The sequence below is a fragment of the Desulfoluna sp. CYM3A genome (assembly GCF_056829965.1).
On the sequence record NZ_CP186556.1, the window covers coordinates 3,020,001 to 3,043,066 of the forward strand.

The window sequence follows — 23,066 nt, forward strand, 5'->3', positions numbered from 1 at the left end:
ATGAATACCGAAGGCACCATTACGGTACGAGCCCAAGTTTATGCGAGCTTCTTAAAAATACCCCTTACAGCCATAGGGTGTCAACAGCTTTTTGGCATCATTTATCATGCCATCCTACGTTCTTTTTGCATTCCAAACAGTTGCACAGCAGTACGGCTCCCGACGCCCCCTTCCTCCCCCTGTTTTGGGGTAAAGCGCCCTAAAATTCGACACTGCGCTCCCCCACCAAAAGCCATTGAACCAATCGCGTCCGCCTATACCCCAGGCGATACGCGATCAGTCTCAAGCCGGACGACGTCTCGCGCGTTAGCCGGCGGTCACGGCATGGTGGGCAACCGCCCCTTGATCATTCACGGAACTATGGTATATTTGGATTTTTGCAAACCAAGACATCCAGACATATCATTATCAAAGAAGGGTTCCGATATCCCGGAATAGAACCAACCATGAGTGCCGTTCGAGACAAATTTGACTTTGAGGTGGGGCAACTTGTTAAAAGCCCCTGCATCACGTGTAAAACCAAAAACCGCTTCCCGGCCTGCGCCGACGGATGTGAAACCCTTGACCGAATCAGGGGAATCCTGGCCAAGGGGGTCTCGTCCAGCTATTCGTCATTTGAGCCCACACCCTCTTCCTAAACCCAGCGAGTCGTGACAACGAAGGGGGACAGAGTCCCGGACCACAGGCTGCCCTACGGCTGCTTCAGAGCCTTCAATTCCCGCAGCTGGTGGGCCACGACCACATCAACGCCTTCATGCCAATCCCCCTGACGAACCCCGAACTCGCGCTCAATCCGGGAACAGTCCATAACAGAGTACCGGGGACGTTCCGCAGGTGTGGGGTACTCTTCTGTTGTGATGGGGTGGACCGCCCTTACCTTGCACCCAACTCCCAGACGCTTCACTTCGCAGATAATGGCATCGGCAAACTCATACCAACTGGATTGAGGAAATCCGCAGTAATGATACACCCCCTGTGCAACGGCCTCACCGGTGAGCCTCTGTTTCATCATCAAAAGGAGTGCATCCGCCAAATGCCCTGACCACGTGGGGCACCCGACCTGATCGCTGACCACGCGAATCTCCTCTCGCTCAAAAGCGAGCCTCACCATGGTTTTCAAAAAATTGGGCCCGTGCTCCCCAAAAAGCCAGGACGTCCTGACCACCGCAGCACCGGGATGAGCCTCAAGGACCCTTTTCTCCCCTTCCGCTTTTGTCTTTCCATACACCGACCGGGGACTCACCAATGCATCATGGGCATACGGCTCAGCGCCTGCACCATCGAACACATAATCTGTGGAGACATGGAGCAGGGGCACGCCCTTTTCGTAACACAACTCCGCCACAAAGCCGGCCCCGTCCTGATTCACACGGGTTGCAGCGTCCACATCACGTTCTGCCTGGTCAACCTTGGTATATGCTGCGGCATTGATCACACCATGGCAGGAGACCTCACCAAACACGGCACGAAGCTGTTCCTTTGAGGCAATGTCGCACCTGCCATGGCCAACGGCCTCGATATCCAGACCATGATACCCGCAACGAGCTTGGATATCCTTTCCGAGCTGTCCACCAGCACCAAGCAGGAGTATCTTCACGCCCCACCTCCCAGCGCCTCGTACACAGGAAGCCTGCAAGGTTCCACTTCCGCAAGGCACGGATAGACGTTGTCTTTTTCCGAAAGGATAGGATCTGAAACAGGCCACTCAATGCCGATCTGGGCATCCGACCAAAGGACCCCCCCCTCATCTTGCGGCATGTAGTAGTCGCTGCATTTATAGGAGAACACTGCCTCGTCACTAAGGACGCAAAAACCGTGGGCAAAGCCTTCAGGAATGTAGAGTTGGCGGCCATTCTCCTCGGACAGCTCAGCCCCCACCCATTGACCGAAGGTGGGCGAGCCCACACGGATATCCACCGCCACATCGTAGACAGCGCCTTTGAGTACGTGAACCAGTTTGGCTTGAGGATGGGTTAGCTGGTAATGCAACCCACGAACCGTTCCGGCTTTAGACATGGAACAATTGTCCTGAACAAACCGAGAGGTAATGCCGAACGAGTTGTAGCGTTCCTGATGCCAGGATTCAAAAAAATAGCCTCGCTGGTCGCCATACCTTGTCGGTTCGATGAGTTTAATGTCCTCAATGGACGTAGAAAGAATCTTCATACCTCTTCAATCCCATATGAAAGCATCGACAGCAGATACTGACCGTAGCCCGTTTTCAGCATAGGCTGTGCAAGACGTTCGACCTGCTCAGCGTCGATGTACTGTTTTTTGTATGCAATTTCTTCAAGACATGCGACTTTAAGCCCTTGCCGGGCCTCGATGGTCTCGATAAAGCTTCCGGCCTGCATAAGGCTGGTGTGGGTCCCTGTATCCAGCCAAGCAGTCCCGCGAGACAATTTTTCCACATGAAGAGCGTTCTCTTTCAAATACCTTCGGTTGATATCCGTTATTTCCAACTCCCCACGGGCTGAGGGTTTCAATTTAGAAGCAAACTCGACAACTCGATTGTCATAGAAATAGAGCCCGGTCACTGCCCAGTTCGACTTCGGTATTTCGGGTTTTTCCTCAATGTCCGTAACGCGTCCTTGTCCGTCAAAGCTCACGACACCGTATCGTTCGGGATCCGAAACCCAGTAACCGAACACTGTGGCCCCATTGCTTCTCTCAACAGCCGCCTTCAATTGGCCGGTCAACCCCTGTCCATAATAAATATTATCACCCAGAATAAGGGCGACGGGGCTCCCCCCGATGAAAGAGCGTCCCAATGTGAACGCCTGGGCCAACCCTTCGGGTCGCGGCTGTTCTACATAAGAAAAATCAAGTCCCCACTGGCTTCCGTCCCCTAAAAGCGCACGAAACCGTGGAAGATCTTCAGGTGTGGAAATAATCAAAATTTCCCGAATTCCCCCCAGCATCAGAATAGACAAGGGGTAATAGATCATGGGTTTGTCGTAGACGGGAAGAAGTTGCTTGCTCACAACCTTTGTAATGGGATAAAGCCGTGTCCCCGAACCACCGGCCAGAATAATACCTTTCATGGTTTTCTCCTTGAAGCCGTGGTTAACTCAACATTACCTTTTTGCATAATTTGTATCGATCCACTCCCTGTAGGCCCCGCTTCTCACATCATCCACCCACGCCATATTGCTCAAGTACCAGTCCACTGTCTTTTCAAGGGCATCTTCAAAGGTAAACGCAGGCTCCCAACCCAGTTCATTTTCAGTTTAGATGCATCGATGGCATAGCGGAAGTCATGCCCGGGCCTGTCTTTGACGTACACAATGAGATTTCGGCTGAACCAGACTAGCTACGCCCCAGTTTTTGATCCACCAAATCGCAGAGAAGATGCACGATCTCGATATTCTTCCGCTCAGCCCCCCCGCCAATATTGTATGTCTCCCCATCTTTTCCATCACTGTCTCCACGGAATGGCGCTGCAGTGGTCTTCCACATAAAGCCAGTCCCTGACATTCAGTCCTTTGCCATACACTGGAAGAGGCTTTTGATCCATGACACTAAGTATAGTCAAGGGAATCAGTTTTTCCGGAAACTGATAAGGGCCGTAGTTGTTCGAGCAGTTCGTAACAAGAGCAGGGAACCCATAGGTCCGATGATAGGCCTTCACAAGGTGGTCCGAGGAGGCCTTTGACGCAGAATAAGGGCTGGATGGATCGTAGGGGGTCGTTTCGGTAAATGCCCCCGACTCTCCCCAAGCTGCCATACACCTCATCCGTGGAGATATGGTGAAACCGGGTGAGCCCCCCGCCCTTCTTCCAGTTACGGTATGCCACATCCAGCAGATTGAAGGTACCCTTGATATTGTTGTCAATAAAGGCCTCGGGCCCGAGAATGGAACGATCCACGTGGGATTCTGCTGCAAAATGAATCACGCCGGTAAAGGCGTATTTTTGAAACAGAGTTTCAAGAAGTTCCCTGTCCAGAATATCACCATGTACAAAGGTATAGCGATCATTGTACTCGCAATGAGAAAGACTAAGGGGTTCCCGGCATAGGTCAGGGCATCCAAATTAACAATATGAGTGTCTTTGTCTTCAGAAAGCAGGTAACTGATAAAATTTGATCCGATAAACCCGGCTCCACCCGTCACAAGAATATGATTCTTCATATCTTCCCTATAATGATTATTTAAAATATAAAAGCCACACCGGTACACGATATGGCTTTTATGAAATTTCTAACGGATTGTATCAGGATTTTTTGGGGGCAGGTTCATCCTCACAACAATCCGGTCCTTGTTCATCTCAAATATCTTGTTGCTGATCCCCTTCACTTTCATGATATCTTGAGGGTTTTCAAAGGGGCCCACGGTGTCCCTGAACTCGATGATACGTTGGAGAAAACCTTCTCACCAATTTTTTTTAGGGTAGACAACTCTTTAACAGAGGCGGTATTGATATTAACTTTCGCGTTAGTAGAGGCAGCCGCTGAAAAAGAAAAAAAGCATACCAGGGTGAGGATAGATAGAATAGCAAGTACAAATCGTCTCATTTGGTTCTCCTTAAAGTCTTGTAAATCATTCATGATGATCAGAAAGGCATTCCAAAGACTCCACAAGCATCGAACTAACCCACTGCTTTTTGATTCTTTTACCACCCAGACAAGTTTTTTAAAAGCTTTTTTATACAATCGCCCAATTAGTGCGAAGCTGGCTTATATTCTGGAACAATTTCCATCAACTTTGCCCGAATGTCATCCCCACGATACTCTTCCGACAACGCGCTTAGACTATCGATATTCCCGTTTAATTTGACGAGGTCCTTTTGCCGCCCTTTCAACACCATAATTTTTGAGGTTTTTGTGGGAACAATCCCTTCGCCTTCCGTAATCAGCTCCTCATAAAGCTTTTCCCCTGGCCGTAGACCAATATACTTGATCTCAATATCCACATCCGGCTCAAAACCAGACAGGCGGATAAAATCACGTGCCAAAGCATCGATTCTCACAGGCTCGCCCATGTCCAGTACAAATATTTCACCGCCCTCGCCCATGGCACCAGCCTGGAGAATCAACTGAGCCGCCTCGGGAATGGTCATAAAATAGCGGGTTATCTCTTTATGGGTGACGGTAATGGGGCCGCCCTCCTTGACCTGCTTCTTGAAAAGCGGCAAAACGCTTCCCGCACTACCAACCACATTGCCAAAGCGCACTGCCATAAACTTGGTCTGGCACCCCTCTTTATGCATCTGGTTTAAAACCATCATCTCGGCAACCCTCTTGGTCGTGCCCATGACATTGGTAGGCCGCACGGCCTTGTCCGTGGAAACCAGCACAAAACGCTTCACACCATAGCTGAGAGAAACATCAACAACATTTTGAGATCCGATAACATTGTTTTTCACGGCCTTCCAAGCGTATTGCTCCATCATTGGCACATGTTTGTAAGCAGCTGCATGAAAAACAATTTCAGGATGATACTTTTCAAACGCCATCGAACCTGATTCGGGTATTGGATATCGGCAAGCAGAGGAACGATATCAAGTTGCGGGAAAAGATGTTTCAGCTCAATATCTATCGAGTAAAGAGGGCTTTCAGCTCTTTCAAAAAGAATGATTTGCTTGGGATTGAACCGGCAGATCTGACGACAAAGTTCAGCCCCTATAGAGCCCCCGGCACCGGTAACGAGAACCGTACTTCTATGCAACATTGTATTGATCAGTCCGGTGTCCAGTTTTACATTATCCCGCCCAAGCAGATCATTATATGAAACATCCCGAATTGTACTGACAGAAACATCACCAGTAATAATTTCACCGATGCCCGGGATGGTCTTATAAGGAAGACCAGTCCCTTTGCATTCAGCAATGATTCGCCTCATCTGTTTGGAGGTTGCTGAAGCGATAGCTATCAAAAGCACTTCGGCGTTTGTTTTCCGTACTATGTTGAGGCAGATCGCTGACACCGCCAAAAACCTTTCTACCGTGGATATACTTCCCTTTCTTTACCGGATGATCATCGACAAAACCAACAACTCGATAAAAATCAAGCCCGACATTGTCTTTGATTTCTCGAAATATTTTTTCGCCACTATTCCCGGCGCCGATAATCAACAATTTTTGTTTCTGCTTCCAAACCGATTTGCCTTGGCACTTAAATAGCGCTGGAAAAATCAAGCGTGCCCAAGCTTTGAATCGCCCTTCGAAATAAATACGAACAAGCACTCGAAACCCAGAGACAAATAATACAGTTAAAAAACCAATCGATTATAAAAATTGATCGAGAAAAACCATTAAAGCGGTTTATATAAAGAATAAACAAGACGAGGAATGCCGACCCGAAAGTGGATGCTTTAAGAACATTAAAGAGGTCCGTTATGCTTGTAAATCGCCACATGCCCCTGTACAACTTAAAATTTGCAAATGAGGCGATCTTTATACTTACAACCCAGAACAAACTCTCCTTGAAGCGCACAGCCATTTGAACAGGAATATCAAAATCAAATCGTATAAAATATGAGAGGTAATAAGCCATGCACACTATACAGAGATCGGCAAAAAGAACTATAAGAAGATTTGGGAGAGATTTTATATATTTATTCATGACAATCTTTCGAAAAGCTATCGTCTAAACAAAGTGGTTGCGAAATGTTAGGCAAATTCAAAAATCTTATTCTGTTTTCCCATTGAACTCATTGGACCATTTCACGTTACGGATATATAAAGAGGTAATGGAAAAAACTATAAAGCCAAGAACTAAAAAACAAATACATAAAGGAGTGTCAGATCGACATACAATTAAAACGATTCCTACCCCTAACTGCACAACGCCGTATCCGGCTGAAACCTTCCAGTGGTCTATTTGCAATTCATTTGCAAGGATCTGATACAAATGCCTACGATGAGGCTTGCTAAGAGACTCACCGTCTTTTATTCGAATAGCCATCGTCGTCAAAACGTCAGAATAAAACAAAAACAGAAAGCCACTCATACAGACAAAGTCACCGAAATCAAGAGCCAAGAAAAGAACCATACTTCCAAAAGCAAAGCCTAAAAGAATACTTCCAATATCCCCCATGAAAACCTTGGCAGTCGGCATATTAAATGGAAGAAAACCCAAACACGAAAAAGAAATACAAAAGAGACAGAAAAATATAGTTAGGCTCAAATCCAGATACAACAGAATAGACTGATAACAAGGCAAAGGCAATAACACCAGTGATACCTGCAATACCATTGATTCCATCCATAAAGTTATAAAAATTTGAGGTCCCCAACAAGGTATATTAACATTGGAATAAACAAAACATCCCCCGCCAGGCGCGCACATAGGATAACAATCGCAAATAACTACTATCAGCGCACACACAAATTGTACAAACAATCTAAACCGGGGTGAGAGCTCCTGTCGGTCCCCCCAAAAACTGATCATAGCCAAAGTCAAAACAGCAAAAACATAAGCAATAGATACATCGCTACACAATGCCCAAAAAACAAAACTCAACAGTATTCCTATCCCACCACCTTTCGGAACAGGTTTAACATGAGAACTTCGATCTGTAGGAATATCAATAATATCAAACTTTCGACCATAAGTTCTTATTACAAAGGCCCCCGACAAGCCAACAAGAAGGGATGTTAAACAAACAATATAAAGCATCATTATTTCGATATTTTCTCTAAGCCTTTATCCAAGGCAACAGGTTTGTAGCCCAAAAGCGATTCAGCCTTTTTATATGAATAAATACTGTTTAAAGTAAGTTTTTTTACAACATCGATCTTATCGGTAAATACCATAGGCAAAAAAACGAATATCGCCTTAAGTTTGTAAGCGCGCTTTATGGACGTTAGTATTTCGTAAATAGTATATCCTTCGCCACCAAAAACAAAAAGCTCATTATAGGCTTTTGAATTGCCAATACAGTTATAAATACCACCGATGATGTCATCAATATGAATTAACGTCTTCCTGTTGTCCCCCCTACCAAACACCGGAAAAAAATGCATTTTTGGCACAAAGTAACCTATTTTTCCCACATTACCTTTATCGTTTTTGCAATAGATTGTTGCAGGGCGAACAATGGAATATTTTAGGGAATCATGCTTTTCACATATATCTTGCAAAGCCTTTTCTGCCAGAAGCTTGCTTCTTGCATACGGAGATTCGGGATAACATTCATCTTTTTCAGAGTAGACTGAATTTTTGTAATTACCATAGACGGCTACCGTTGATACATAGACAAACTGTTTTACACTTGCCTTAGAGTATTTATTGAATAGATTGATCAACTCAACAGTACCGGAAAAATTAGTGTCATAATATTCTTCTTCTCTCGCCTTAGGTGTATGGACCAAAGCGGCCAAGTGGATAGCAGTATCAATGTCTTCAAAATGTTCTTTGGCGATTTGGGTAAAACCTCGTGAAATATCAGCATGCACAATATTGAACTCTCCCACTTGAGAAATTCGATCTGCATCGGCTTTATCTTTAGCAATCACTCGAAGAACATTGAAAGAGCAACTTTTCAGGAGAAGCCGTAGCAAGCCTGTACCAATTTGCCCCCCCCCCCCCGGGTACCAAATATTTTTTTTTCTCAATTTACTTTGTATTCCATGTAATACGTTTGTCGGAGCGGAAATAACTTATTCCTATTTCAACGATGGCCCGTCCAATAAACATAGGTTTAAAAAGCACACCCACCTTGCTAAAGTGATATTTCTTATACAAGAAGTAAAATGCCATATAGTAGGACCAAATTGCTTTGGTACTATTGAGCTTGCTGCTTTGACCACCATAGTGAACCAAAACCGCATGAGGAAAATACATCACATCTTTCCCATCGTCACGAACCCTCCGGCAAATATCAGCATCTTCTCCATACATAAAACTAAACTCATCAAACTTACCGATTTGATTAAAATAGTCTCTTGAATCATAAGAGCGCCTGCCGATATAGTATCAACTGCTTGAATTTCTTCAAACTCATAAGACTTCTTGTAATAACTGCTATACTCATCAGAAAAAAACAATTTAAGAAAAGGAAAGAACTTAATAAACCCAAACTTAATTGAGGGAAAATCACGACATGAAACCTGAAGACTTTTATCTTTATTCAAAAACTTTGGCCCTACGACTCCGGCATTCTTGTTTTTACACAAAAAAGAATGCAATTTTCCTGGGACATTATTTTCAAACACCATGTCGCTATTCATAAAAAAAATGTAAGCCCCTTTTGCGTGCTGAGCTGCTTTATTGTTTGCTTTTGAGAAGCCGACATTTAAATCGTTATAAATATATGTATAGTTATCGTATGCTAAGTTTGAAAGTTCGTGATATGACCCGTCTGTAGATGCGTTATCAATAACTATGACCTCAAAATCGATATCCTCCGTCAGAGCATATATGGAGTCCACACATTCATGGGTTAGTTTCTTTGTATTATAGTTAATAATAATAATTGATAAATCCATAACACCAATCTTTCTTTTGTTATCATTCCCCAGCATAACGGAGAGCTTGAATATTACTCACTCTAAGCGATCCCCATGTACAGAACCTGTTAGCTTTCATGCCTATCTTCGTATTCTTATGGTGCATATAATTCCAAGTAATTTGCGCAAGTCCTCTGCGGTCGTAGCGAAATATTCTCAAACCCAAAACCTGTCTCCGGTTTATTGAAGCTGCCCAATAAACAACGATGTGTATACATAATGTATAGTAACTTTTACGTCCAACAATCAACACCACTGAGGACAGAGAAAGTTGACAGAACTGTAATCAAAGTATGAACGCTGTGAGCCACTTCTCCACATCTCCCTATCCAACCCATACGATACCTCACCCAACGCAAATTGTTTCACCCGAAAACAAGAGCCTTTAGGAAGTGGGCATTTTACGATGAGCTACTTTAAAATTCACACTTAAAATGATTTCAGGTTTTGTAGTTTTTTTTTATCTTCCTTTCTGGTCTTTGACCTGAAAATTCAGGGCGGGGATTCAAAATCAGCATTGGAGCCGTTTAGTCGGAGCGCCACCATGACAAGTGAGGACATACAAGCTGACTGTACAATTTATTATTTTTTTCTATTCTGAAAAAAACCATACAAACAGTATTGAGAGTATATTTTGTTCAAGCCAACGAGATTTTACAGGCATATGCATAATGCGCATCTTTTCAAATCCATGTGAGCACATTGTTTTAACCAAAAGGTCTTCATCATAAAACTTCTTGTGATCTTCATCGGTGTTATAAGCATATTTGCCAGGAACTCCGGCAACAAAAAAACCACTATCAGCCAAGACCCTTTTGATTTCCGATAACAAGCCATTTGGATCACTTAAATGCTCTAAAACATTGTCAAGTATGACACCATCAAAAGAACTATCAGAAAAAGGCAATATATCCTTACGCATAATACGCGCATCACAGGAATTCAGTCTACAATAGTCAACGTTATATGGGTTAATATCGACTCCAACAGCGCCTCATGATTAATAGTTTCTAATACCACAGCCAACATCTAATACCTTTCCTGGTAAATACTTATTAATACGAGGATATAAATACCATAACTTATACAGCTTACCCAACCTACTTCTTGATTAACAAATATGTATTGTATTCTTTAAAATTCATTTCAAGCACTTTCGAAAAGTTGGATAAATCGAGAAACTGACTCATACTGCCTAAACATCTCTGGCAACAGAACATTCATTTTTGGATTAAACTTATTTTTATTGACAATCATCTTTTTCATTGCATCGACAATCGCACCGTCATAAGTAAAAAGCTCTCCATTAACTCCTCATGCACCTATTTCACCATTCACATCACTTCAGCAGGTGATACTGATAATCACTCATCACTTCCCTCACACTCCTTCCGAATATGAGGGCAAGACCATGCAGTCAGCTTTTGTGATAAGCTCATAAGGACACTTGACAAAACCATGAAAATTAACATTTTTTTGGACATGCAATTGAACGCACTTCTCCTGAAGACTTGGCAGTAACAGGGCCTACGCCAACAAAATCAATTTCACATGGAAACCCAGATACTTTGAGTTTATGAATCGCTTCAATAAGGAGCAAAGGATTTTTTCTACTTGTTAAACTCCCAAGAAAGAAGAACTTGAAACCTTGATTTTCATCATTTTTTTGATGCGTTACCTTGTATTTTGATATACTATATTCGTCAATAAAATTTCCAATAACAACTATTCGCCTGAGCCCCAAAACCCTTAGCTGTTTTCGCATTGTATAGGACATAGCGACAACAGTATCAAATCGATGCAAGAGCAAATAATGAGACACGGACGAAGAACCCCCTCAAACCATAATCATAAAAATAGTTTTTTATGAGGTTTCCACGAACACTGCTAACAATCATTGTATAGGAAACTAAAAAGAGCTAAAAAGGTCTGCAGAAAAGGAAAATGAAACCTAAACAGTAGATTTTTTTTACCATTTGCATTTATCACCTTTTTGAAAAATTGAAATTTATGTCTCCTCAACTACTGAATCTTTGCAAGTGAAATAATACTGACTCTAGGATGAAGCATAATGAGTTATCGATTGTATCACTCTTCAGTGGGACAATATTGACATTAACATGATCAACAAGACTGTTAGATAAAGCAATAGCCCCCTTTACAGGGCCAGCAAGCGTGAAGGAGGGAACAATGATAAATACCGTTTTTTTCATTCTTATTCCAGAGGTATTCTATTAGATTAAGCTTAAACCCAAAAGACTATTTGCCCGTGAGTCCCAATTTATTATTTAAATATTCTTTATGCGCAGTACAACCAATCTTACTATAAATAGACGTATCTGAGCCAAGAGTTTTAGGCACGTATTCCACTCTTCATCATTTTCAGGATGAGCCAGCAGACAGTTGTGCTTGTCGTGCAGGATTTCCCGAATAACAGGCAAATCGGAAGCTATAATCGGTACCCCTGTTGCCATGTACTCAAACATTTTCATTGGAGACATCCACTTTGATGCGTCATGCCCTTTCTTGCTTCCAATGGAGACACTTTTTTGATAGGGCATCAAAAGCACGTCCATTAAACTCATGATACGAATTGCTTTTTCAATGCGTACATGCCCATGATTTTTAAATTGTCTGACTGATATTTTTTTCGGCTTTCGATAACATCCTGTTCGTTCCCTCCGAGTATCAAAAAGCATTTATCCGGATTCTTCAATGATAATAGAGAACTAGTTTATCGTACTGCTGCGGCCTTCGTATAAATGCCCAAAATAACCTGAAACCAATGAAAACCGATCAAGTTTTTCACAACCAATTATATTTCTACGCTCTCCAGGCTTGTGTTGAGATTCAACGCGCGTTATTCCTGAAGGGGCTGCATCAGGAAGTACGACTATATCGCAAAGCCGTAAACCAACATGCTTCTCCAAATCGTCATGCAATGCTTCCGATATTACGACTGTTTTAACCTTTTTATTCTTCAATAGAATCGACTGAAAAAATTTTCTGAAAGCCATACTCCAAATGATGCGTTTCGAATATTATATTTTTCATTTTTATCCATTGGAGAAAAACAGCGTATAAGTTCCTGGAAATCAAAAGATTATCTTTGAAACTGAAACGCATTAAGGAGCATACAATGTCAACAAATGACTTAAACGCAATACGCGCATTGATCCCCGGGGTTATTTCGTTGCAAACAACCGGCTTGCAGGTCACATGTTTCAAGTCCACGCCATAAAAATTTTCAAGGACATGTTTTGAAAAAGGAGAAAATGCCTGATTATGGGCATAGTAAAGATCAACTCTGTACCCCAAATTAGAAAAGGCCTCGCACATCCTCGCTACATGAATTGAATTCGCACTTTTAAAGGCATCAAAGAGGGTGATATGTATATTATACGCATAATAAATTTACTAACTAATTTACTTAGAGTGAAAACCAATCCCAGGAAATTGAATGAAACCCCAGGGAAACAATGGGGTTTTATTTAAAGTACAATCTATCCTTGCAATCGTCATACGGAACCATGAGTCCCATAAATTAGATTCGTACCAGTTACTGGAATACCTGCTCCAATGAGTGTGAACCCGATTGTTCACGGGCCTTTGTAGCGTTATGAAAGATCTTAATGCTTCATACACTGCTCTTTTACCCTTAAGCTTAGCAAGTTTCTTAAGATTATGATATAAAAGAGTCTTTGACCTGGGTCTTACATAATGATTTTCTGCAAATCCACCATCAGCATTCTGCTCACCAAGAAGCGTAGTGCTTGTTAACAACAAGTGAAGCTTGATGCTGTCATTGAGTTTGGAAAAACCACCTGTAATTATACTGATGGCATCATAATCATAGCATCCACCACCACCATAATAAGGTGCATAGTGCCCCTTATCGTCTGACAACGCCAACACACCTTGAGCTGCTATCCTTGATTTCGGGTTATCGATATTCAGATATTCTAAAATTTCATATTGGTGGAATCCATTCTGAAATTGGAGATAAGACATATCTTTACAATTCCCCCAAAACCCGTTGGGATTCATGTTTTGAATATGTAGATCGACCCACTGATCTATGAGTACCTGCATCTTTATCCTAGATAATCCGACTATAGATATAAAGAATAGCCATAAACATGGCCATATTACCACTTTGAGGCCTTCCGTCAAAAGCCCCGATCCATGTCAGGTAATTCTTGACGTCACGGCGCATCAGCAACCCAACCAACTCTTCCAATCGGTTATCGTTAAGCCTATCAATGATCCAAAGGGAACTCAGTGTAAAAGTGAGCAGTTGCAAAAATGGCTTGTCATATACCAGCTCGTAGTATCTCTCTGGCCTTTTTATATTTGAAGAGGTTATTGATCAACACCTCGGACAACACATCATTATTTGATTCAAATGACTTAAGGTCACGCAGCAAGTGAAGACCAAAGATAGCAAAGCACAGAGCAAAGGGCGTTGTTTCAGAGTTGAGTGTGAACCGAAATTGTGCTTCTCCGGTTTTGCACGCGTGTATGTACGATGAGTAACCCTGTTGGGCATTCGCCAACTTTATTCCATTTATGTTCTTCAACTTCTCTGCTCACATGTGATTAAGGTTTTAAATGAGAATTTAGACTCTTCGAATTATCTATCACTTCTGATCATAATGACAATCATAAAATTTGGCACTTGGCATATTTAGCAATATCCTAAAACGCTATCTTCAGTTAAAGAATCCCTGACACATCTCTTCTGTGCAGCCTCTCGGAATAATGTTTTTTCGAATCCGATTACCCTATCGGCTATAATTAGGCCCAGAATAAAGGCAAAGTTTATGAAATGGAAAAACCCAAAAAATGAGTTCAATGAACATCCCGAAAGAACAGGAGTAGACGATTAGCATCATAGATAAAGGTGCTTGAGTTCATTACCCATTCCACTTGCCATAGCCTGCATTAAAAACAGTATGACCAAAATCACAAAAACAAAAAATGAACATAGAAATATGATTCCATAATTAACCATAAAACTGAGGTAGGTATTGAAACACGCTATACCATTCATTGCCAAAGCGTTATAGCCATGCCCAAAAAGGGAGTTAACAATAGATCCATTCTCAAAAAAGTCGATCGTATTCATCCAAAACCGTATTCGGTCCCAGGCATTGGAATCATTTAACCTGAACTTTATATTCATGAAACCCACAATTTCATCAAAAAAGCAAAAGTTAAACCCAAAGGATGCCCGATAAAAGAAAAAAATCAAAATGCACATTTGAAGATGTGATTTTTTAATTTTCAGTTTTAAGGAACAAGCAAGGCTAGGACAAAGCGCTAACACACCACTCCTGCTTCCAGAGTAAACCAGAAAGCCAAACAAAATTACACCTGTAAAAACATAACGTTTCTGTTTATAGACTGAGTAGAGATATATCGAAAACAAGACGCCCAACCCCATCAATGCCCCGAAGTGGGTTGGATCACCTACAAACCCGTGATATTCGACCGGGAAAGAGATACTGATTGCGCGACCAGAACTGGCCCAATGTTTGACTGACCCTAAATACAAAACTGCAATGCCTATGAAAACAGACATCGCAGCAACCATTATAACCACTTTCGAGACCAGCACAGTTAATCGTTTCAGGTTATTGGTATCTTTTGCAAGATAGTATACACTAAGAGCAATTATTAATATATCAACTGACGAACCAATAATATCTATTGCTTTCATAGGCCCACCGATAGTACTCAGCAGAATATAGGCATAAAAAAAGAGAAGAGTTGTAAGAATCCATGATACTAACGGTGATTTAAATTTTGTATTGAGAAGAAGCGATTACGAAAAGGCGGTCTCCTCCTATACCCATCATCATAAATATACCAGGATAGTGCAAAGGCCTGAGCGCTTGTTGTCCATTAACTTTAAACTGAAACGAAAGACAAAAAAAGAGAAAAATCAATCCTGTGAAGACAATTATCTTTTCGCAAAATCGCTTATTTATTATCATATAATTTGCTTATCGAATCAAATGTGTATATTTTGTTGTCGGGAAAACACCCACCCAAAAAACGGAATAGAAAACTAAAAATAAGCTATGAACATATAGATTTAAAAATATCCATATAATTACGAGATGCTCGATCTATTGAGTAATCATTTCGAGAAACATTCACATTGTCCACATAGTGATTATAATTCGATCTTGCCTGGTAGAATATTCTGAAATATTTTCAATATCAACAGGAAAACCGTTTGTTTTGACAATTTCCTGGCTGCTTCCCCTCATTGGGATTATAAATTACAGGTAAGCCGGATAAAATTGCTTCAAATATAACATTCGGACAGGCATCTTTAATTGCAGTATGGACGAGATAAATCAGTTCCAAATTATGTTTGCCATCTCCGAACTGTCCAAGGATCCTTTTGTTATTACTTTTTTTTTATCTTTGTTCTTAGGCCACCTGCCAAGGTGAACCATTTCCACACCTTGATGCTCGGATATTTTTGCAATCCAATCGTGTTTCTTGATATCGTTATCAGTTGCAGTGGCTGAAACGAGCCTTATTGTACCGTCTCCTGAGGAACGACGGTTCAGAATTAAAAAATCTTTCATCAGCGCCATTATGAATAACGACATCTTGATGATTTTTATAACCGTATTTCTTAAAAAAACTGCGTTGATACTCGCTTTGAAAAATTACAAAGTCAGCCATATTGGCAAGTTTCAAAGTCTTTCGATCGTCCATACAGGCATATATATAACTGCGGGGACCAAGCTTGTGTGCATGTCGCTTTAAGTTGACAAGCCTCACCACTATTTTCAAATCAATCCCCTTCTTTCTCTTCTCCTCCCTGAGTTTTAAAACCTTTTCCAAGGGAATTCTCTTGCTGCCGTTAAGGGGCCCCATTCCGAGATCGTTCATGAAAAGTATGTCATAATCATCTTGTATATCATCAGCAATGGCAAAATCATCGCTGATGGATAGGGCCTTATGCAACGTTTTAATAAAATTATTCGCCCCCCCAAGGTGAATCAATGTGCTTGTAGTTGAAATATATCTTTATTTTATTGTTGGCTACCATAAAGACCCCTGATAAATACAATAAAATGACCCAACATCTACACTTTGATGATACTAAAGATTCTGCACTTCATATATCGCTTGTAAAACTTTGAATCATTATTCGTTTTTAGTTGACTGGATGTCCCTTCTTCAACCACATACCCATTGTCTATAACATATATGTAGTCACAGTTTCTTATCGTGGACAATCTATGGGCGATGGTTATTATTGTAATTGTTCCTTTTAGGGATTCTATGCTTTTTTGTATATATTTTTCTGACTCAGTATCTAAAGCACTTGTCGCTTCGTCCATATTAAAATCTCGGGCTTAGTATACAGTTCACGGTAAATGAGAGTCTTTGCTTTTGCCCACCCGAAACTTTAACTCCACGGTCCCCTACATTGGTCAAAAACTTGTTTGGCATAGCACCTATAAATTCGTCACAGTTTGCCATTTTCGTTACATCGGATACTTTGCTCTCGACTTCTACCGGGCTTAACTCTGTTTCCCAGAAGCTTATATTATTTAGAATGTTATCATCAAACAAGTAGCTATCCTGAGTCACATAACCAATAAGGTCCCTGTATTTGACTGTATCCATATCTGTCAAAGGAACACCGTCTATGCAGATATTACCTTTTGAACTTCGAAATACGGCGTAATTAAATCGACGATCGTGGATTTACCTGCACCAGAAGCCCCAACGATTCCAACCATCGCATTTTTCTTAATGTTCATCGTCAGGTCATTAATGACAGGCGTGCCTTCTTGTATGCAAAAGAAACATTGTTGAAAACAATACGGATATATAATCAGCATCCTTGCTTTTTCCGGCTACTTAACATTTTCTCTTGACATTTCTGTAATACAATTATGCAAAACTTGCGGCCCAGCAGAGGTCCCCAACGCTGCCAGCTCAGCTGGAATGCCAGGATTGACTGTAGTATTTTACCGACAAAAAGCGTTGAAATAACAACTCCACCGACCGCTGCCACCGACTAACTGGTAATAGACGATCACCACAACAACCATTACCACTAAGGGCTCTTTGATAGATTTTAGCACCGAAGCAATGATACCGAACTTCAGTTGGATCATCGCAACAGTTTTTATGGTATCATTGATCTTGTCCCTGAGTTTAAAGATTTTATTTGTAGCAACCAAATACTTAAACGCTGATAGTTTTTGAATAACCAAGTTGTTCAAGGTTGCATTTTCCTGGACAGCTCGGTACGAGTATTTTAAGGACAACTTCGACAGGATCTTAAACAAGAATAAACGTGCCTGATGAAATAGCGATAATCGTGAAACTCTGGTTTATATAAAACGAAGCGATACAGAGGATCAGGGCCTGAACCACCCCCCCCAACATTTCTGTATAATGTGAAAAGCAAGATATGGTTTTTGCATTTCTGTCGTCGCAAGATTAGAGTAATAGCCTAAGTTATTTTGAATATAATAACCGTAGGCCATCCCGGAAAAAGACGAATTTAAAGTTTCCCTCAAGTCTTTTTCGAAAACGTATAAAATAAAATATCGGGAAACACATGTAAAAAAATAGAGAATCGCTTTACAGCCATATACAAGACCGATAACGATCAAAACATTTTTCAGATTAATATCCAGCCCAACATATACCAATATGCTGTTAAACAGTTCTGTAACTTTATCCCCAGTTGACGCAGTTCCGGTATCCAGTTGCTGTATAAGTGGAAAAACAGGGAGACGCCCACAACATCCAATATGGAGGTCAGAACATTTAAGCCTACAAAGTACAGAATCTTGCACCCTACATAGTTATAAAAGAGAAGATAATATTGAACTAATCGTTTATAAAAATGGATGTGTCTGTGACGATCTTGCAAATTAATGATGTGACACCTACTCTCTACGCTTCAAGCAGCGGATATGAAACGAACTTTCAAAGGTAATTAAAGCATTGAGACAAATTGGCCCATAAGCTAAGCAACTAAATATCAATCACTGCTCACTTATCCACATCGTTTCAATTACAGAATGAAAGATGGCCTCATGCGCTACTTCAACCTGGCCATAGTACTCGCATGGAGTATAGAAAGAAATATCTGCAGGATACTCGACAGTTTATTTGACTGTAACGTGCAATACAAGTGACAATACATGTTCTTCACATGCAAGCTTAGCACAATTTAAAATATTTTCTGAATTACCAGAACTCGAAATAGCGATAATCAAATCACCACTTTTTGCAAGCGTTTCTAATGGCCGAGAATAAACATTACTGTACGTAAAATCATTTTCCATACATTATCATTGCCGAGTCGCTCAAAGTCATGGACCTTATACTCAATTTATTCATCATGTCCTGTGAAAGATGTGAGCACGTGCAGAGCTACCGCCATTCCCTACCCACCATACAGCCTTACCGTTATCACGAACAGTTCGAAAAATGTCTGCAAGATGCTTAAACGACGCCTCTAACGAAGTTTCTACGCCGCTAATTTTCGAATTGGTATTGTAATTGCGGCAGAAAGCTCACGCAACCACTGTGATGGATTCATGCTTGAAGACTCCTAATTAATTTCCATTTCATCTGTGTCTTTCGACACAGCAAAACAGTTCAGTTTAAATCGATTGTAAAATCTATGAGCAGAAAAATGATGTGGTACGGTTTTAAAAAGCACCAAAACAATGTCGTAGACTGAACCAAAATCAACAATAGCTGTTGCCAATTCCTCTGAATAACGCTCACAACATAAAATCACAGGGGATTTACTTGACAATGGTTTATTTTGAACATTTTCATCAGCATAAATGATTTCGGCCTGATAAAAAGCGGCTAAAGCATTAAGCAGGTCAGTCGAGATATGCAGCCCATCAGCATTAAGCTTTCTAAACCAGGATTTATTTTCAGTATGACAACTAACTTCATAGTCAAACTCATTCTGAGCCAGAAGAAGATGATGGATATTGCCAATATCCCTTAAGTACATATCGTTAAGGTAAGAATGTATCCTATTGACATATCTCGGCAGCACCTCAGTACTGAAATCCACTTGCTGTTGTTTACTTAAACCTTCAATAAAGTCAATCACTGTAGGCTCAACAATATATACTGCAGCGTTTGCCAAATTGCCGTGGGGTTCACTCAACTTCGAAAAAATCTGTAACGATATTTTGGGCGTTTAGTTTAACAATTCCGCACGACTCGGGGTGATCCGTATGAAACGTCATCATGCTGATTTCTGTACCAGAAGGACGCTTCTCGTGTGAAGCCATGAAACCTCTCAGATCACAGTAACACAAATTCTCGGCGTGAATGTGGAGGATAGGCTCATCATGGCAAAAGTCCCGATTTGCAAGAAGGGTTCCACCTGTGCCCAGCAGTTCGTGCTCATACACTGTGGTAATATTCAAGTCTGACGGATAGTCTTGAACAAACTCTGCAACCTGATCATGAAAGTAATGCAGGTTGATTAATACCTCATCAACACCCGAGCTTTTTAGAAGTGATATCCAATAATCGAGAAGGGGCCTACCATTGATAGGCGCAAGGCACTTCGGAATATGATCCGTCAACGGCCTTAACCTGGTCCCGAAACCAGATGCCAATAGAATTGCTTTCACTTACCTATTAATCCTTCATCAAAACTTAATTTGGCCGAGGAGATCGTTTTGACTCAATGGAACGTTACCGAGCCGCCCAACCTGACACGCAGCCGCAACAGAGCCAAGATATGCGCATTGCCATATATCACAACCGAGAGCCATTGCCAAAGAAGAACAGGTCAGCAAAGAGTCTCCGGCACCTGCTGGATCTCTCGGGCTGAGGTTGAGTGCAGGAATGCGATCAGTGACATGAGTATTTAGTTTTCATTCGTGTGGATTAAAACCCCTTCGGCCCCCAAAGTAACCAAAACACTATCTGATTGTGTTTTTTGCCTCAGCGCTTCGGTCATTATCACGAGACCTTCTTTCATAATTCTTGGTTGCAATTCGTGCTTCTCGCTCCGGTAGGGGTTATAAAAGCCATGTTTTTAAATCGAGACACATCACCGACCTGGGAGGAACACTGGCTGTCAGCTACCATCGGGATATCATTTTCCATGCAAAGATTGGACAGATAGTTCACTATCTCCTGGGGCAAACACCCGTAGTTAAAATCAGAAAAGATAACCAGATCCATATTTTCAATAACCGATCTGAGCTTTTCTTTTATCTTTTCTTGAATGTCTTTTCCTACTGACCGCTGGATCAAATGGTTGACTCGCAACAGAGTCTTATCATGAGCCCTGAACCTCTGTTTAAGGGTTGTCGGCCTGCTTTCATCTTCGAAAAGAATGCTTTCAACCCCATAGTCCTGAAGAGATCTTTTTACATAGTCCCCCTTTCTCATCTTTACCAACCACCGTCACGTATGTCACCCGTGCCCCCAAGCCCTTTGCATGAGCTGCAACAATACCAGCTCCTCCTAAGAAGAGCTGATTCATAACGGGAGTTACAACAATTGTAGGGTCTTCTTGGGACATCCCAAAGGATCACACGATATATACTCATCAACGATAACATCTCCTATGACACAGACCTTCAACTGACTCATTTGACGAACAGTTTGACATAGACTTATGGAAGATATTTTATGTCTCTGAATAAAATCATGGGGCGTGATAATACCTGCTACAGATGGATTTTTAATTTTGAACCTCAACAAATCCAAGGACGAAAATGTCACTTCTCCGAAGAAAAAATTAACTTCCCGCCATAACTCTGGAGCACCTCGAGTTCTTCGTTGTATTTGTCCTCAAACTCCTTCCCTTTAACCACGACATCCGGTTTCGATTTTTTGATGTAATCAATTGGATGTTCATTGAGACAAACAGCCTCATCAACAAAACTAACGGAAGATACTGATTCATATCTCAAATCAGCAGGCGAAAGTCCTATCTTCTTGAGCGTTCACACCCACAACAAGATAATCCCCACATTGGGATGCAAACTTCAACAGGCGCAGTTGGTTTCGGGATGCGGATGAGTTAAAGTTTCCAGAAACAAAGACAACCTTTTGTTGCTTGTTAAGATCGCGCTTAAAGCTCTGCACACGTGGTGGATTGAATTTATCCATCATTATTCCCAAGGTATTTAAACCAATCTTTCGTCTGTTCTCCGATACTTTCGGGGTCCCACACGGGTGCCTCTCGCCAGTAATCTATATTATCTAAAAGTTTCTGAACACCATCTTCGATTTTTACCGTTGGATTCCACCCCAGTTCGCTTTGGATTTTCGAAATATCAGCAAAGGTGCAGTGCGGCTAACGGGACGCTTGGGTATATAGACTTTTTCTCCGCCAAGAAGCTCCACAATCCTATTTACAGAAATGGTTTCACCGCTTCCAACATTATAGACTGTATTGGTTTTTTCGCTCTTAGCTGCAGCAATCATCGCATCCGCAACATCTGTAACGTATGTAAAATCACGTGTCTGCTCGCCATCACCAACAACAGTGTAAGGTTTCCCAGCAAGCTTTTGAGCTAAAAAGACCCCAAATACAGCGCCATACGTACCCGATGTTCGTGAACGGGTCCCATACACATTGAAAAACCTCAAAGATACTGCATCAATACCGTATACTTTACTCCAATGTAGAACAATCTCTTCTCCTAACAGCTTGGTAAGGGCGTAGGGGTATTGGGGACTTATGCTTTCCGTTTCAGGGGTTACTCGTGTTTTTGGTATCCCATAGCAAGATGATGAAGCAGAATAAACTACCTTTTTAACGTTATGCTGACGACAGGACTGCATGACATTAAACGTTCCATTTACATTGGACATATAATAATCATGGGGATTATTGAAATTGAACAATATCAGCCAAAGCTGCCAAATGGAACACCCAATCAACATCACTGAAAACATTTTGCCAATCCCCAGCTATAGATAGGTCACATTTGATAAAATTGATTTTATCATTAATATGACTAATGTTACCTAATCTTCCAGTGCTGAGATTATCCAGAACAGTAACTTGATGTCCTTCAGCAACCAACAGATCAACTAAATGACTTCCAATAAACCCCACAGCCACCAGTTACAATCGACTTCATACTCCTCCAAAATATAATCAATTTATATAACAGTAAATTTTGATTTAACGACAAGACAGATATCTGAAATTTATTCATTTACACAAGAAGCAAATAATACCAAATCTCATCATAATTACTATCGTTGATTCTTAATAATAACAGCACTTCCAACTTTGTCACACAGTGGAAAGGTATGACTCCCATCGTTTTAAAGTATTCGTCTACGGCCTTCTTAACACCACTATAGGCTGAATTATAGTCATGAACCAATAAAACACCTCCCGGAACGATATAGGGCCAAAACTTTTCGAGCCCAGATTTCATAGGAGAATATAAATCACAGTCAATGAACAAAACGCGGTTACTGCCGCTAAGGCCGGTATATGTCTCTGGAAAAAGACCTTTTTTTACCACCAAGCGATCATGGCAATTCTCACCTGATATTGTTTTGATAACCAATTCGATGAGTAGGTCTCAGAAAACTTTCCCTCTT

The 23,066-nt window shown here is 41.4% G+C and carries 26 protein-coding genes and 2 pseudogenes; all 28 read right to left on the reverse strand.

The window, feature by feature from the left end; translation table 11 throughout:
• Window positions 1-691: 691 nt before the first annotated feature.
• Entirely contained in the window at window positions 692-1,597 is a 906-nt protein-coding gene (rfbD, locus tag ACOYW1_RS15345) for a dTDP-4-dehydrorhamnose reductase (RefSeq protein WP_482423479.1), read from the reverse strand.
• Window positions 1,594-2,166: a dTDP-4-dehydrorhamnose 3,5-epimerase gene (rfbC, locus tag ACOYW1_RS15350; RefSeq protein WP_482423480.1), complete on the reverse strand. Its 573-nt coding sequence runs from the start codon at window positions 2,164-2,166 to the stop codon at window positions 1,594-1,596. The genes rfbD and rfbC overlap by 4 nt, the downstream gene beginning before the upstream one ends.
• A complete protein-coding gene (gene rfbA / locus ACOYW1_RS15355) occupies window positions 2,163-3,044 on the reverse strand; it encodes a glucose-1-phosphate thymidylyltransferase RfbA (protein WP_482423481.1) in 882 nt (293 codons plus the stop codon). The genes rfbC and rfbA overlap by 4 nt, the downstream gene beginning before the upstream one ends.
• A 374-nt stretch (window positions 3,045-3,418) precedes the next feature.
• Entirely contained in the window at window positions 3,419-3,799 is a 381-nt protein-coding gene (locus ACOYW1_RS15360) for a GDP-mannose 4,6-dehydratase (protein ID WP_482423737.1), read from the reverse strand.
• Window positions 3,765-3,950 (reverse strand): annotated as a pseudogene (locus ACOYW1_RS15365) (GDP-mannose 4,6-dehydratase); the annotation flags it as partial. The gene ACOYW1_RS15360 and the pseudogene ACOYW1_RS15365, both read right to left, overlap by 35 nt.
• Entirely contained in the window at window positions 3,893-4,132 is a 240-nt protein-coding gene (locus ACOYW1_RS15370) for an NAD-dependent epimerase/dehydratase family protein (RefSeq protein WP_482423482.1), read from the reverse strand. The gene ACOYW1_RS15370 and the pseudogene ACOYW1_RS15365, both read right to left, overlap by 58 nt.
• A 69-nt stretch (window positions 4,133-4,201) precedes the next feature.
• Window positions 4,202-4,333, reverse strand: coding sequence for a ComEA family DNA-binding protein (locus ACOYW1_RS15375; protein WP_482423483.1), 132 nt, complete (start codon window positions 4,331-4,333; stop codon window positions 4,202-4,204).
• Window positions 4,300-4,515 carry a ComEA family DNA-binding protein gene (locus ACOYW1_RS15380; protein ID WP_482423904.1) on the reverse strand — a complete coding sequence of 72 codons (216 nt, stop codon included), beginning with the start codon at window positions 4,513-4,515 and terminating at the stop codon, window positions 4,300-4,302. The genes ACOYW1_RS15375 and ACOYW1_RS15380 overlap by 34 nt, the downstream gene beginning before the upstream one ends.
• A gap of 146 nt (window positions 4,516-4,661) precedes the next feature.
• Window positions 4,662-5,842, reverse strand: a pseudogene (locus ACOYW1_RS15385) (UDP-N-acetylglucosamine 4,6-dehydratase family protein).
• Window positions 5,823-6,185 carry a nucleoside-diphosphate sugar epimerase/dehydratase gene (locus ACOYW1_RS15390; RefSeq protein WP_482423484.1) on the reverse strand — a complete coding sequence of 121 codons (363 nt, stop codon included), beginning with the start codon at window positions 6,183-6,185 and terminating at the stop codon, window positions 5,823-5,825. Before ACOYW1_RS15390 ends, ACOYW1_RS15385 begins: the two are co-directional and overlap by 20 nt.
• 445 nt (window positions 6,186-6,630) lie before the next feature.
• Window positions 6,631-7,623, reverse strand: a complete 993-nt coding sequence (locus tag ACOYW1_RS15395; protein WP_482423485.1) for an MraY family glycosyltransferase — start codon at window positions 7,621-7,623, stop codon at window positions 6,631-6,633.
• A complete protein-coding gene (locus ACOYW1_RS15400) occupies window positions 7,623-8,558 on the reverse strand; it encodes an NAD-dependent epimerase/dehydratase family protein (protein WP_482423486.1) in 936 nt (311 codons plus the stop codon). Before ACOYW1_RS15400 ends, ACOYW1_RS15395 begins: the two co-directional genes overlap by 1 nt.
• Before the next feature lie 228 nt (window positions 8,559-8,786).
• Window positions 8,787-9,431, reverse strand: a complete 645-nt coding sequence (locus ACOYW1_RS15405; RefSeq protein WP_482423487.1) for a glycosyltransferase — start codon at window positions 9,429-9,431, stop codon at window positions 8,787-8,789.
• 613 nt (window positions 9,432-10,044) lie between these two features.
• Window positions 10,045-10,428 (reverse strand): class I SAM-dependent methyltransferase, encoded by a 384-nt coding sequence (locus ACOYW1_RS15410; RefSeq protein ID WP_482423738.1) that lies wholly within the window; start codon window positions 10,426-10,428, stop codon window positions 10,045-10,047.
• A 404-nt stretch (window positions 10,429-10,832) separates the two neighbouring features.
• Window positions 10,833-10,940: a hypothetical protein gene (locus ACOYW1_RS15415; protein ID WP_482423488.1), complete on the reverse strand. Its 108-nt coding sequence runs from the start codon at window positions 10,938-10,940 to the stop codon at window positions 10,833-10,835.
• Entirely contained in the window at window positions 10,918-11,274 is a 357-nt protein-coding gene (locus tag ACOYW1_RS15420; protein WP_482423489.1) for a hypothetical protein, read from the reverse strand. Before ACOYW1_RS15420 ends, ACOYW1_RS15415 begins: the two co-directional genes overlap by 23 nt.
• Before the next feature lie 466 nt (window positions 11,275-11,740).
• On the reverse strand, window positions 11,741-12,151 hold the full coding sequence (locus ACOYW1_RS15425) for a glycosyltransferase (protein WP_482423490.1): 411 nt from the start codon (window positions 12,149-12,151) through the stop codon (window positions 11,741-11,743).
• A 727-nt stretch (window positions 12,152-12,878) separates the two neighbouring features.
• Complete coding sequence (locus ACOYW1_RS15430; RefSeq protein WP_482423491.1) at window positions 12,879-13,544, reverse strand: hypothetical protein; 666 nt, start codon at window positions 13,542-13,544, stop codon at window positions 12,879-12,881.
• Between the two features lie 799 nt (window positions 13,545-14,343).
• Entirely contained in the window at window positions 14,344-15,174 is an 831-nt protein-coding gene (locus tag ACOYW1_RS15435; RefSeq protein WP_482423492.1) for a hypothetical protein, read from the reverse strand.
• Between the two features lie 806 nt (window positions 15,175-15,980).
• Entirely contained in the window at window positions 15,981-16,367 is a 387-nt protein-coding gene (locus ACOYW1_RS15440) for a hypothetical protein (RefSeq protein WP_482423493.1), read from the reverse strand.
• A 456-nt stretch (window positions 16,368-16,823) separates the two neighbouring features.
• Window positions 16,824-17,192, reverse strand: a complete 369-nt coding sequence (locus ACOYW1_RS15445; RefSeq protein WP_482423739.1) for an ATP-binding cassette domain-containing protein — start codon at window positions 17,190-17,192, stop codon at window positions 16,824-16,826.
• Window positions 17,132-17,329 (reverse strand): ATP-binding cassette domain-containing protein, encoded by a 198-nt coding sequence (locus tag ACOYW1_RS15450; RefSeq protein ID WP_482423494.1) that lies wholly within the window; start codon window positions 17,327-17,329, stop codon window positions 17,132-17,134. The genes ACOYW1_RS15445 and ACOYW1_RS15450 overlap by 61 nt, the downstream gene beginning before the upstream one ends.
• Before the next feature lie 1,733 nt (window positions 17,330-19,062).
• Window positions 19,063-19,641, reverse strand: coding sequence for a hypothetical protein (locus ACOYW1_RS15455; RefSeq protein WP_482423495.1), 579 nt, complete (start codon window positions 19,639-19,641; stop codon window positions 19,063-19,065).
• Window positions 19,634-20,068: a nucleotidyltransferase family protein gene (locus tag ACOYW1_RS15460; RefSeq protein WP_482423496.1), complete on the reverse strand. Its 435-nt coding sequence runs from the start codon at window positions 20,066-20,068 to the stop codon at window positions 19,634-19,636. The genes ACOYW1_RS15455 and ACOYW1_RS15460 overlap by 8 nt, the downstream gene beginning before the upstream one ends.
• 397 nt (window positions 20,069-20,465) lie before the next feature.
• Window positions 20,466-20,885: a carbohydrate kinase family protein gene (locus tag ACOYW1_RS15465; RefSeq protein ID WP_482423497.1), complete on the reverse strand. Its 420-nt coding sequence runs from the start codon at window positions 20,883-20,885 to the stop codon at window positions 20,466-20,468.
• An 849-nt stretch (window positions 20,886-21,734) separates the two neighbouring features.
• Complete coding sequence (locus ACOYW1_RS15470; RefSeq protein ID WP_482423498.1) at window positions 21,735-22,403, reverse strand: NAD-dependent epimerase/dehydratase family protein; 669 nt, start codon at window positions 22,401-22,403, stop codon at window positions 21,735-21,737.
• Window positions 22,336-22,572 carry an NAD-dependent epimerase/dehydratase family protein gene (locus ACOYW1_RS15475; RefSeq protein ID WP_482423499.1) on the reverse strand — a complete coding sequence of 79 codons (237 nt, stop codon included), beginning with the start codon at window positions 22,570-22,572 and terminating at the stop codon, window positions 22,336-22,338. The genes ACOYW1_RS15470 and ACOYW1_RS15475 overlap by 68 nt, the downstream gene beginning before the upstream one ends.
• 97 nt (window positions 22,573-22,669) lie before the next feature.
• Window positions 22,670-23,032 carry a class I SAM-dependent methyltransferase gene (locus ACOYW1_RS15480; RefSeq protein ID WP_482423500.1) on the reverse strand — a complete coding sequence of 121 codons (363 nt, stop codon included), beginning with the start codon at window positions 23,030-23,032 and terminating at the stop codon, window positions 22,670-22,672.
• Window positions 23,033-23,066 lie beyond the last annotated feature (34 nt).